This window comes from Microcoleus sp. A2-C3 (genome assembly GCF_036706065.1).
GTDB lineage: Bacteria > Cyanobacteriota > Cyanobacteriia > Cyanobacteriales > Microcoleaceae > Microcoleus.
Genome location: NZ_JAUBVX010000093.1, coordinates 1 through 11,585 on the forward strand (window position 1 = coordinate 1; position 11,585 = coordinate 11,585).

General features: G+C 44.0%; 12 protein-coding genes and 2 pseudogenes. 6 read left to right on the plus strand and 8 right to left on the minus strand.

Annotation, left to right across the window (positions count from 1 at the left end; all coding sequences use genetic code 11):
- Positions 1–554 (minus strand): non-hydrolyzing UDP-N-acetylglucosamine 2-epimerase (gene wecB, locus QUB66_RS28750; RefSeq protein WP_332970673.1); only part of this gene is annotated, 554 nt, incomplete at its 3' end.
- Between the two features lie 248 nt (positions 555–802).
- Between wecB and QUB66_RS28755 the strand changes: the two genes are divergently transcribed.
- On the plus strand, positions 803–1,372 hold the full coding sequence (locus QUB66_RS28755; protein WP_332970674.1) for a pseudouridine synthase: 570 nt from the start codon (positions 803–805) through the stop codon (positions 1,370–1,372).
- A 75-nt stretch (positions 1,373–1,447) separates the two neighbouring features.
- On the opposite strand, the gene QUB66_RS28760 is transcribed toward QUB66_RS28755, so the two are convergent.
- Positions 1,448–2,290, minus strand: coding sequence for a hypothetical protein (locus QUB66_RS28760; protein ID WP_332970675.1), 843 nt, complete (start codon positions 2,288–2,290; stop codon positions 1,448–1,450).
- Between the two features lie 196 nt (positions 2,291–2,486).
- On the opposite strand from QUB66_RS28760, the gene ctpB reads away from it, so the two are divergent.
- Complete coding sequence (gene ctpB, locus QUB66_RS28765; RefSeq protein WP_332970676.1) at positions 2,487–3,806, plus strand: carboxyl-terminal processing protease CtpB; 1,320 nt, start codon at positions 2,487–2,489, stop codon at positions 3,804–3,806.
- 89 nt (positions 3,807–3,895) lie between these two features.
- Here ctpB and QUB66_RS28770 read toward each other — a convergent pair whose 3' ends face one another.
- From QUB66_RS28770 to QUB66_RS28785, 5 genes and pseudogenes are all read right to left on the minus strand, one after another.
- Entirely contained in the window at positions 3,896–5,200 is a 1,305-nt protein-coding gene (locus tag QUB66_RS28770) for an Nramp family divalent metal transporter (protein WP_332970677.1), read from the minus strand.
- Between the two features lie 311 nt (positions 5,201–5,511).
- The gene (locus tag QUB66_RS28775; protein WP_332970678.1) at positions 5,512–5,754 is read right to left on the minus strand and encodes an ISAzo13-like element transposase-related protein; all 243 of its coding nucleotides are present in this window, start codon (positions 5,752–5,754) and stop codon (positions 5,512–5,514) included.
- The gene (locus tag QUB66_RS29825) at positions 5,729–6,172 is read right to left on the minus strand and encodes an ISAzo13-like element transposase-related protein (RefSeq protein WP_333002947.1); all 444 of its coding nucleotides are present in this window, start codon (positions 6,170–6,172) and stop codon (positions 5,729–5,731) included. The genes QUB66_RS28775 and QUB66_RS29825 overlap by 26 nt, the downstream gene beginning before the upstream one ends.
- A pseudogene (locus QUB66_RS28780) lies at positions 6,069–6,721 on the minus strand (ISAzo13-like element transposase-related protein). The gene QUB66_RS29825 and the pseudogene QUB66_RS28780 overlap by 104 nt, the downstream one beginning before the upstream one ends.
- An 88-nt stretch (positions 6,722–6,809) precedes the next feature.
- Positions 6,810–7,364, minus strand: coding sequence for a hypothetical protein (locus QUB66_RS28785; RefSeq protein ID WP_332970679.1), 555 nt, complete (start codon positions 7,362–7,364; stop codon positions 6,810–6,812).
- Here QUB66_RS28785 and QUB66_RS28790 point away from each other — a divergent pair.
- Together QUB66_RS28790 and QUB66_RS28795 are read left to right on the plus strand one after the other, a co-directional pair.
- Positions 7,356–8,096, plus strand: a complete 741-nt coding sequence (locus tag QUB66_RS28790; protein ID WP_332970680.1) for a hypothetical protein — start codon at positions 7,356–7,358, stop codon at positions 8,094–8,096. The genes QUB66_RS28785 and QUB66_RS28790 overlap by 9 nt on opposite strands.
- A gap of 121 nt (positions 8,097–8,217) precedes the next feature.
- Positions 8,218–8,856, plus strand: a complete 639-nt coding sequence (locus QUB66_RS28795) for a hypothetical protein (protein ID WP_332970681.1) — start codon at positions 8,218–8,220, stop codon at positions 8,854–8,856.
- Here the strand turns inward: QUB66_RS28795 and QUB66_RS28800 are convergent.
- Positions 8,853–9,032, minus strand: a pseudogene (locus QUB66_RS28800) (IS66 family transposase); the annotation flags it as partial. The gene QUB66_RS28795 and the pseudogene QUB66_RS28800 overlap by 4 nt on opposite strands.
- 498 nt (positions 9,033–9,530) lie before the next feature.
- Here QUB66_RS28800 and QUB66_RS28805 point away from each other — a divergent pair.
- Both QUB66_RS28805 and QUB66_RS28810 read left to right on the plus strand, forming a co-directional pair.
- Entirely contained in the window at positions 9,531–10,109 is a 579-nt protein-coding gene (locus tag QUB66_RS28805) for an antibiotic biosynthesis monooxygenase (protein WP_265240105.1), read from the plus strand.
- A 20-nt stretch (positions 10,110–10,129) separates the two neighbouring features.
- Complete coding sequence (locus tag QUB66_RS28810) at positions 10,130–10,846, plus strand: pirin family protein (protein WP_332970683.1); 717 nt, start codon at positions 10,130–10,132, stop codon at positions 10,844–10,846.
- Positions 10,847–11,585 lie beyond the last annotated feature (739 nt).

Consider the following 11,585-nt stretch of genomic DNA (forward strand, 5'->3'; position numbering starts at 1 on the left):
GCGACGGATAACAAGGCGTCGATGACTGTGTTGCCTGTCAGGTGAATTCCTCCCAAAACGCCCGATCGCCCTAAATTATCTTCAGCCAGCGCTGTTGGGGCAAAATGCAGCCGTGTGAGCTGCGAAATCAACCGCCTGTTAGCCTCTTCGGGATAGGGATTGAACACGTCGTCCGTCCGCAATCCGGCTTCTACGTGACCGACTGGTATTTTCTGGTAAAATGCAGCCAAAGCAGCGGCAAACGCTGTCGTTGTATCTCCCTGAACTAAGACGATTTGGGGCTGCAATTCTTTAAACAAGGCTTCCAAACCCTGCAAGCTGCGGGATGTAATGTCGGTTAGGGTTTGCTGGTGCTGCATAATTGCTAAATCGCGATCGGCTTTTAGATCAAACATCCGCATCACTTGCTCGACCATTTCTCGGTGCTGACCGGTTAAAATTACTTGGGTGTCAAAGTTGGGTGAATTTTTGAACTGTTGAATTACAGGAGCTAGTTTAATTGCTTCCGGGCGAGTTCCTAGGACGATACAAACGCGGCGTGTGGCTTCGGGCATGGTAAAGTTGGGTATTTGAGATTTACGAGGCTGTTAAAGGCAGAAGATTTTATAGCTGGTTTGAATCGTTGGTTAATAAGATTTTTTTTGAACCGCAGAGGGCGCAGAGGGCGCAGAGAAGGGAGACAAGAGAGAAAGCCATTGGATGGGGCGGGTTTTTCAGATGGTCGGTTTGAGGCCGTTATTGTTTGTTGAACCCGCCAGTACAAAAATATTGAGATTAGTACATTTTTAATCGTTAATTGGTCATGCCCTATCGTTACATTTTATTTTACAAACCTTACGACGTTTTAACTCAATTCACTGACAACTCAGGGGAAGTTAAACGCAGAACTCTTAAAGACTATATTCCGATTCCTGATGTTTATGCGGTGGGAAGACTCGATCGCGATAGCGAAGGTTTGTTACTGTTAACCGATGATGGACAAATGCAGCATCGCCTCAGTGACCCGAAATTCGCTCATCCCCGGACTTACTTGGTGCAGGTGGAACGGGTTCCAGATGCGGGTGCGATCGCCCTTTTGCAGACAGGTGTCACCATTCAAGATTATCGGACTCGATCGGCAAAAGTGCAATTATTGTCGGCAGAACCCGAATTGCCACCCCGCGAACCCCCGATTCGAGTTCGCAAAAACATTCCGACAGCTTGGCTGGAAATGACTCTCACCGAAGGCCGCAATCGGCAAGTCCGTAAGATGACCGCAGCAGTAGGGTTTCCGACGCTGCGGCTGGTGAGAAGTGCGATCGGAAATTTGCGTCTCGAAGGCCTCAAACCCGGTGAATGGCGCGAATTAACTCAAGCTGATTTTAGATTTTAGATTTTAGATTGGGGAATTACAGTAAACAGTTAACCGCCAACAGTTAACCGTCAACAGTTAACCGTCAACAATCAACTACTTTCTAGCCGGCAAAATAAAACTTTCCTTTCCATCCCGATCTTTTTGCACCTGAGCTCCCAACTTTACAAGAGCTTGTTTCGCCCTTAGTCGCACAATTTTGTCCTTTGTTTGAGCATAAACCATGCTCCAAGCTGCAAACCGCACCGCCACGCTATCGGGATCTCGACGCAAAAACTCAGCAGTTCCTCGAAAAATCTGCGCCAATTCGCGGCCTTTCGGGGTTTGTTCCACCCAGTCAGCAGCCATTTCGTGCGATCGAATTGAGTCGGGAATGTCCCCCAATAGCAGCAATTCATCGAGAGCTTTATTTCGCCACACTGTCCACGCTTGCGGATCAATTTGCGGCGACAGGGCGCTAGTACCCCGTTCCATTAACTGCACGGCAATTTCGGGTTTTGCTTGATAAAAGGAAACAGCAACTGACAGAAATGGGTAAATTTCCACTCGCCGAGGATCGCGCCGCGTGATGATGTCAAAATATTCTTGGCTCAGATTGTAGCTGGTCACATCTCGCGCTTCGTCGTCGCCAAAATACTGCAAAAATTTGAGAAATGTCCAATCGGCAATTAAATTGTCAAACCCAAAACTAGGAAGAGTTTTGAGCATTTTTAGCCGCAGGGCTTCTTGCTGGGCTTCTTGCTGGGAGGCTTGCTTGAAACTGGCAGCAGATATGGCAGAGAGTGGCTTCTGCACCGTAGGAACGGCAACTGGGGGCATTCCGCCTAATTGCCCGATCGACTGCATGGTAATGACGCCAGCCAGCGCTGCTGCACTGATCGCTCCATTCAGGAGCAGGCTCAACCAATTACGGGAAAATTGTGCGATTTTAGCTTCCACGAGACCTTTAAATCCGAGTTTTAAATTAAGTTTATTAAAATAGAGTCATCATTGGTTGGCGATCGGCGATGAATCTCGTTAAACTATCCAAAGGGATGGTGGAGCCTCCACACAATAGTTTAAATGGTAGTTTGAGATTTTTTAGCAATATAAAATCTCAAATCAAAAATCAAAAATCGAATTGAGCCAAAATTCAATGAATCAAGCCCGCAGACGCTTTTCTATGTTACAGGCAGCCCTGTTCACTGGGGCGATGGCCACAACCGCTTCGATATCTTTACTCGTTCCTGGCCTGAGTCAATCAGTCCGCGCCGAGCTTCAAGATAGCCCCAAAGCTGTCTTAGACGAAGCTTGGCAAATTGTGAACCGAGATTATGTCGATCCCACCTTTAACAAGACTGACTGGCAAGTTACTCGCCAAGAATTGCTGAGTAAAAATTATACTTCTCGCGAAGCCGCTTACACCGCCCTCCGTAATGCCCTAGAGAAATTAAAAGACCCCTACACGCGCTTCATGGATCCGAAGCAGTACGAAGCCCTCAGGAGTCAAATCTCCGGGGAACTGACAGGGGTGGGGATGAGGCTCGAAGAAGATGAGAAAACGAAAGCGATCACGGTAGTCGAACCGATGGAAAATTCCCCAGCCCTGAAGGCAGGGGTTCAAGCTGGCGATACGATTTTGGTGATTGACGGTAAAGCTACCAAAGGCATGACTGTCGCGGATGCGGCTCAGATAATTCGGGGCGCTGAAGGCACGAAAGTCACGCTGCGGATTGCTCGTCAGGGCAAAAGCGAGTTTGATATCACTCTGACTAGGGCCAGAATTGAGGTAGCAGCGGTTCGCTACAGCCTCAAGAAGGAAGCTAACAAGAATGTCGGTTATATCCGCTTGCAAGAGTTTAGTTCCCACGCGGGCGAACAAATGCAGCGGGCGATTAAAAAGCTCTCCGATCAGAAAGCTGACGCTTTTGTGTTGGATTTGCGGGGTAATCCCGGCGGTTTGCTGTCGGTGAGCATTGATATCGCGCAGATGTGGATGGATTCTGGGGCGATCGTCCGTACAGTCGATCGCGCGGGAGGTTCTCAGGAAATGCGGGCTAACCGCACTGCCATCACTGACAAGCCTTTGGTGGTGCTCGTGGACAACAACTCGGCCAGCGCCAGCGAGATTTTGGCTGGTGCGCTGAAGGACAACAAGCGCGCGACTGTGATGGGCGGCCAAACTTTTGGCAAAGCTTTGGTGCAGTCTACGCATCCTTTGTCTGACGGTTCGGGATTGGCGGTGACGATCGCTCACTACTATACTCCCAACGGTACGGATATCAGCCACAAGGGTGTTACTCCTGATGTGAAGGTGGAAGTTACCGACGAACAAAAGCTGAAATTAGCTAACAAACCGACGTTGGTGGCGACGAAGGACGATCCTTGCTACGCGCAGGCGATCGCACTTTTGAAAACTAACGCTGCGTCTGCCCATCCCACTACTGGTAAGCAGGCTCTTGATCCTAAAAAGTAGTTGAAACTATTAGCCATTAACAATTAGTTTTAAGATAAAACCCGCACCGGCGGGTTTTGTTTTTTGTAGTTTGATTTAGCCTCAAATTGCTAGAAGATTATTTGTAATAACAGCCAACTATTTAATCCTACTATAATACTAGCCACTAACCAAGCTACCGCTTTCAGCCAAAATGGATTCACAAACTCTCCCATCAAGCCGCGATTTGAAGTAAACATTACCAAAGGAATTACGGCAAAAGGTAATTGCAAACTGAGAATTACTTGACTGAAAACCAGTAAATTAGTTGTACTGCCTTCACCGAACCAGATAATTGAGAGCAAAGCCGGCACAATGGCAACCAGTCGAGTCAGCAAACGCCGCAACCAAGGCCGCAGACGAAAATGCAAAAAGCCTTCCATCACAATCTGTCCTGCTAGAGTTGCAGTCAAAGTTGAGTTCTGCCCCGAAGCCAACAAAGCAAAAGCAAAAATTGCACTGGCAGAACCCACACCCAGCACCGGAGAAAGCAGTTTGTAGGCATCTTGAATTTCTGCTACTTCTTGATAGCCGGAAAAGTGAAATGTTGCAGCAGACAAGATCAGAATTGCTGAATTAATAAACAAAGCTATTGACAACGCTACTGTAGAATCAATCGTGCCAAATTTAATTGCTTCCCATTTTTTATCAGAAGTTTCTTCCCAAGCGCGAGTTTGCACGATCGATGAATGCAGGTAAAGATTGTGCGGCATCACAGTTGCCCCTAAAATCCCAACTGCAATATAAAGCATTCCCGGATTTTGTAAAATCTCTAGGCTGGGAACATAACCGAGTAAAACTCCTCCGGCATCTGGTTTGGCAAAAATCATTTCTGCGACAAAGCAACCACCAATAATTACAATAATCGTAATCACCAAAGCTTCGATATAACGAAAGCCTCTGCCTTGTAAAAATAACACCATTATCACATCTAATGCAGTGATGCACACTCCCCAAACTAAGGGAATGCCAAATAGCAATTGCAGTCCGATCGCACTTCCGACCAATTCAGCTAAATCGCAAGCTGCGATCGCAATTTCACAAAGTATCCACAGCACAAAATTAACTCGCGGGCTAAAATAATCTCGACAAGCTTGTGCCAAATCTTGTCCCGTTGCCACTCCCAACCGCACGCACAATGATTGCAGAAAAATTGCCATCAAATTAGATAGCAAAATCACACTTAATAGCGCATAGCCAAACTGTGCTCCCCCTGCTAAATCAGTCGCCCAGTTTCCGGGATCCATGTAACCCACTGAAACCAGATATCCAGGCCCTGCGTAAGCCAACATTTTACGCCAGAAGCCTTTGCTGTTGGGAACGGGGATGCTGCGGTGGACTTCGGGAAGGCTGGGTCTGTTTTCCGAGTGGGTCATTTGTTTTACTGTTCAAAATTTTTCATATTTTTTTCATATTTTCACAAACCCCGGTAAATTTCATCAGTCGGATGGCTCAAAATCTGGCGGATTCGCAGTACATATTAAGTTGTGTATATTTTTGGGGTTGAGCGCAGGTGCGGGCGATCGACTATGATAAGGGCGATCGCCACAAATCCATCAATCAGCGATCGTGATTTGAAAGATTTTTAAATTCGCGAGTTCCCTGATAGCCAGATAAATCTCCTAACTCCTTCAACGATTTTTCCCCTTCGTAAAACTTAGGGACTCGCGGACAAATAAAATACCAGTCATAATGGGATAATCGTGATATCCCATTTTGGTAAAGTTTCAGAACGTTGCCATGAGGGCAAATACTGTTTTAACTCATGAGGTAAAACTTTTACGCCTTTCTCATAAGTTGTCTCAATTAAGTTTACAATGGGATTAATTCCTTTCCATGTCATGTTAGATGCCCAGTTGACGGCTGTTTCAACTGAATCTAAAATAGCACCATTCCAATAATGTTCAAGTGCCGCTTGGGCAACGTTCAATTGGATTGTACTTGCTGTGATACGGCGGGTAGTAAATTAGTCTGATTCTTAAACCAATTCTTTGAGACAACTCAATGATACGTTTGATGAATTGTGTTCGATTACTTCTATTTGCTGGACCACCATCAAGGTCAATCACTAATTCTTCCAGCTCGGTGTAATCAGATTGGTTGTTTTGCCACCAATCCGTTAGACAATCGACGATAAAATCAGTGGTTTCAGCAGACTGCCCCATATAAATAGATAATTGGTCACTTTCAGTATTGAGAATTCCAAAGGGGACTAATACCGCTTGCCACTCCGTATCATGATCGTCAGCCGATTTCGGTTCGATGGTTCTCGCTTTGCCGCAAGAGTGAGAGGTTACCAATTTTGACTTTGGCTTTGGTATCGATTGATATTCGTAGAGAATTAACATCTTTATCGGAGGCTTGATTCTCTTTGAATACCTTCTCAAAAATTGTATCTGTTTCGGGGATTTTTTTCAATGGCTTGGTTTTTTGTGTTTTTTTAGGCGATACCCCATTCGATTTAAAATCGTGCCAATTGTCTGACGAGAAGGCAATTGCGAGGTGTCGTAGTTCTTCTGACTCGCTAAGGCTGATAGTACCGCCTTGGCACTGATCCGAGCATACAAAAATGTCGATTTAAACTTGGGGTCTGCCTGGGACTCGGGATCTACTAAAGAACGAATATCCGCTTCTAAATTTGGCAGTAAAATTTCACTTTTATGTCGCCCTCGCGCCCGGTAATTATCAACACAAATCAACCCAGTTCGTCGTTCATGTAAGCCCAGTTGAACGCTGAATCGGTTCCATCCCATAAATGTTTCTACTTTGCGAGCCGAACCATTAAAATAGTCTTCAGCCACTTTTGCCATAAAGTCTCGACGGCGATAGCCTGTCAGTTTCTTTGCACCATCCTTGAACGTCGATTTAACGGTTTCACTCAAGATCATTTCTCGCATCCCAATTATAGAGGTCACAACCGCTCATGTCAGATTTTTTGTTTCTTACTCTTCTAAGATAACTGGGATTATATTTAATTGCAAGCCCCTAACCGTTAATTTCCCAAGCCGGAGTCCCTTTAATCTTCGCAGCTTCGCAAAGATCTCGCCGAGCATTTTTTCCTTGAGGATTGCACTCGATATAATTGATAATGCGAGCCGCCTCTTTGCCAAAACTTGCCTTCTGCATCTGACAGTGTTCGCAGGTAAAAGAGCCATACATTTTAGCTCCCACTCTTTTTAAATGCTGTGCTAAAGCAATTTCCGAAGCACCAGAAGATGTTGTCACCTTCAAGCTAGTTTCCTTAGCAGTACCGAGATTATTCACATCTGCATAAAGACCGATCGAGGAAATCAGCACTAACATAGATACCAGAATTCCTATAAAAAATAATTGACCGATATCCTCCCACTCGCGACCGATTAATGCTAATACAAACAAGCTAATTGCAAACAAAGCAGACGCAACACAATAAATACAAACTGCTTTGATATCAACAGCCAGTACATACATCAAATGTATCCGCTCAATAAATCGGGGTAACAGCAAAAAAGAAGGTTCACAATCTAGGCACAGCATGGTAGAATATGATTCATGACGCAAGAATCATCTCCTCAAAAATTAGTAGAAACCTTACTGCAAAGCATTGAGCCATCTGACATTGCAGACGAATCATTGCGTCGTACTGTGTCCATATTGCTGAACCTCATAGAACAATTACAAGCAGAAACCCAAGAATTACGGTCAGAAAGTCAAAGATTAAAAGACGAAAATAATCGTCTGAAAGGAGAACAGGGCAAACCAGAGGTTAAAGCTAATGGGCCGAAAAAGTCAAAAGAAAACTACTCATCCGAGAAAGAGCGAAAAACACCAAAAAAACATATTAAAAGTAGTAAAAATGCTCTGGTCAAAGTTGACAGAGAAAAAATCCTCGAGTATCCCCAGGCAGAACTACCATTCGATTCAGAATTCAAGGGTTATGAAGAGGTAATAGTTCAAGACATTTTACTGAAAACAGATAACGTGTTATTCCGGAAACAGAAGTATTACTCACCTTCAGAAAAGAAAACATACATTTCACCGTTACCATCCGGCTATGATGGGGAGTTTGGTCCCGGAGTAAAAGCCTTAGTTATGAGCCTGTACTATGGAGGTAACATGACTCAAGGAAAGCTGTTAGATTTTTTAAGCAATATTGGGATTTCCATGTCAGCCGGTTATTTATCAAATCTACTGGTGAAAAAATCAGCAAATTTTCAATCAGAATTTAACGAAGTGTATTTATCCGGATTAGCAAGTAGCCCTTGGCAACACTTAGACCAAACAGCGTGTTAAAGGAGTAAATTACACGACAAATATAATTTGCAATCCATTATATACAGTTTATTCTACAACTTTAAGAAAAGACCGATTAAGCGTACTTGGAGTATTACAGAACAACCAAGGACTTCAGTTTATGATCTCTCCACTTACCTACGAGTTATTAGATAAGTTCAATGTACCCCAGAAGTGGAGCCATCAAATTAAAAGATTACCTCAAGAAATTCCGTTGAACGGTGATGAATTTAACTCTTTGCTGAATCAGCATCTGGGTTGCTTAGGCTCTCAACATCGTACCAGAATTTTTGAGGCAGCAGCAATTGCTTTTTATCATCAGCAATCCCAGATTCCGGTAATAAAAACTCTGGTCACTGATGATGCACCCCAGTTTAAATTACTCGCAGATGATTTATCTTTATGTTGGGTGCATGAAGCAAGACATTATAAAAAATTAAGTCCATTTGTTACTTGTCATCAAAAAAGTTTAGATAAGTTTCTTGATGATTTTTGGGATTACTACCGAGAATTGCTCGCTTACAGAAACTCTCCATCTGGGCTAGAGAAGCTGAGGCTAAAATCCAAATTTTGGGAAATTTTCGGCAGTCAAACTGGTTATGAACAATTAGATGAACGAAAAAAATTAACTTCTTGTAAAATATCTGAGTTGCTTTTAGTTTTGGAGCATCCGGAATTACCATTACATAATAACCCGGCAGAATTAGCTGCCAGAACAATGGTGCAGCGACGAAATATCAGCGTAAGGATTCAGGTCTAAGATTGTGGAATCAGAGAAGGCATGAAAAAGTTACAAGAATGGGCAGATAGAGCATCACGGAAAAAAGCCATTGCACTTTTACCTTGAAATCTACAAGTCTGAATCACAGATAGCAAATCAGCAGTTTGTTCAAACCGAAACATGGAGCGGGAACCGCCAGATACTTTACGGGTAGTCCTATTTAGGTAAGGATGGACATAGCTCTTTTCATGTAAGGCTTTCAGAGCTTGGAGCCAACCTTACAGACCTGAAGTATCCTGGCTTTTTTAATGTATTTGCAGCTACAAAGCCAAGACATTAACGAAATAATCAGCACTTTGAACCCTGTCCTGAGCAGATACTTGGATATTCCTACACGGTAGTAAATCAATGAACTCCAGACTGCCAAGGAATTTCAACCATCCTTACCTTTAGGGCACTACCCCATTTCTCACATCGTTTTTTGATCTCTATTGACGGTATTAACCCAAGCGTATTGGTTTATAATTCGATTCAAGTCTGAGCGACAAACTCAAAGATCCATACTTCCATTTCATAGGGCGATTATACTCATGATTTCGGCTGCGATCGCCAGATTGGATTTTTGGGGCAGTTGATCGAAAAGCAGGCTCGCGATCGAGCTTCTGATGTGGTATGGGTTGTAGCTTTACATTGTGAGAGGAGGCGTAATTGAAATGACACCTGCGATCGTCGTACTAGATACCGACAAACAACCCGTTACAGCCGCTATTTCACATCTGGTGAAACCGGGGCGCGAACAGGAATACGAACAATGGTTGCATGATGTTTCTGGAGTTGCCCAACAATTTGACGGACATTGTGGCGTTAGCTTTATCCGTCCCCATGATTCATCCCATCCCGAATATGCGATCGTCCTCAAGTTTGATTGCTACAAACATCTCAAGGAATGGATGGATTCCCCCGTCCGCCAACGCTGGATCGACAAGGTACAACCCCTGGTACAACAAGATCAAAATGTAGAAATCCTGACTGGTTTAGAGACCTGGTTCACCCTGCCAGGAAAGCTCGTTCAGCATCCACCCAAACGCTACAAAATGGCGATCTTAACCGGATTAGCGGTCTTTGTCGTAGTCCAGCTTCTGGGAGCGCTCCTTGCGCCTGCATTGACTGTTTTACCGCCATTAGTGCGATCGTTTGTGTTAACTTTGCTAACCGTTTTCTGTTTGACTTATCTGGTTATGCCCCGTGTGACTCGGTTATTTTATCGATGGCTTTATCCCAAAAATTCTTGAAATTATCGGAGGATAGTTCTATGTCAAATCCACAAGTAAAACATCCGATCCACGATCGCAATGCCCGCGGTCATACAAAAATAGGTTGGCTCGACAGTTATCATACTTTCTCCTTTGGTGGCTTCCAAGATCCCGATCGCATGGGTTTTCGGAGTTTGCGAGTAATTAACGACGATCGCGTTATTCCTGGTGCTGGATTTGCTACCCACGGACACCGCGATATGGAGATTCTCACCTACGTTTTAGAAGGAGAATTAGCCCATAAAGATAGCCTGGGAAATGGTTCGGTCATCCGTCCCGGAGATGTCCAAGTTATGAGTGCGGGTACAGGCATTCAACACAGTGAATTCAACGCTTCCAAAGATGACCCAGTACATTTTCTGCAAATCTGGATGTTACCGGATACACAAAATCTAACTCCTCGTTACGAGCAGCTTAATTTTGGATTAGAAGCAAAGCAAGGCAAATTGAAATTGGTTGCTTCTAAGGATGGGAGAGACGGCTCTGTAACGATTCACCAAGACATTAATCTCTATGTTTCGGTGCTATCATCAGGCGATCGCGTTGTGTTTGAGATGCCCAGCGATCGCTTTGCGTGGATTCAGGTAGCACGCGGCATCGTGACTTTGAACGGTGAATCGTTGCGGGAAGGCGATGGCGTGCAGATTGGTAGCACAGAAGTTCTAGAACTGACTACCGAAGCCAATGCTGAAATCTTGATCTTCGATCTGGCGTAAGTCCTCAAATGCGATCGACTTATTCATCCGCTCGTTTCAGTTATATCAAAATAAAAGCGATCGCACTTATAACAAAAATCGCGATCGCCTATTCATCATTAAACCTAGATTCACGGTATCCGATCGCACAAACAATTTTGCGAGCGACGCAACTCAGCCAATTCTCCTGTAACCCTCCTAAAAGTCGCAAGCTAGCGAGAAACAAGGTCGCGAACGGGAACCTTCGGACTATTAAATGCAAAACACAAATGCTCCCAAACCAATGGAACCCAAGCCATAATTAAAGTAAGTCGGCAGGTTATAGAGCAATGCGGTTTACTTAAGGTTTGGGAGGCTTTAAGATAGTAAAAACAGGAGGATTCATTTTTATTCCAGTACCTCTGTTTTTAACTTTTTTTGGTATCATCTCAAAGAAAACCTGTACCAATTGGGTGGTTCTAATCAACGTTTGCGAATACTAAAAACTCATCTATGGCGTGGTCAGGTCGATGGGAAAATCGCCGATGCAGGCTGACTGCGATGTACCTCACCTCAAGAACTTTCTGGATAATATAGCAATACGGTTCACTTAAAAATATCCAGGCGGCAAAAAAGCATGAAAAATAAATACTGCGATTGCTTCGTTCCTCTCTTCGGACAATCTTAAGTGAACCGTATTGGATTATAGCAATCCTAAATCATTATCTACACTTATTATGATATAATTATATGCAATGATTGATTGTGACAATAAAAAAAA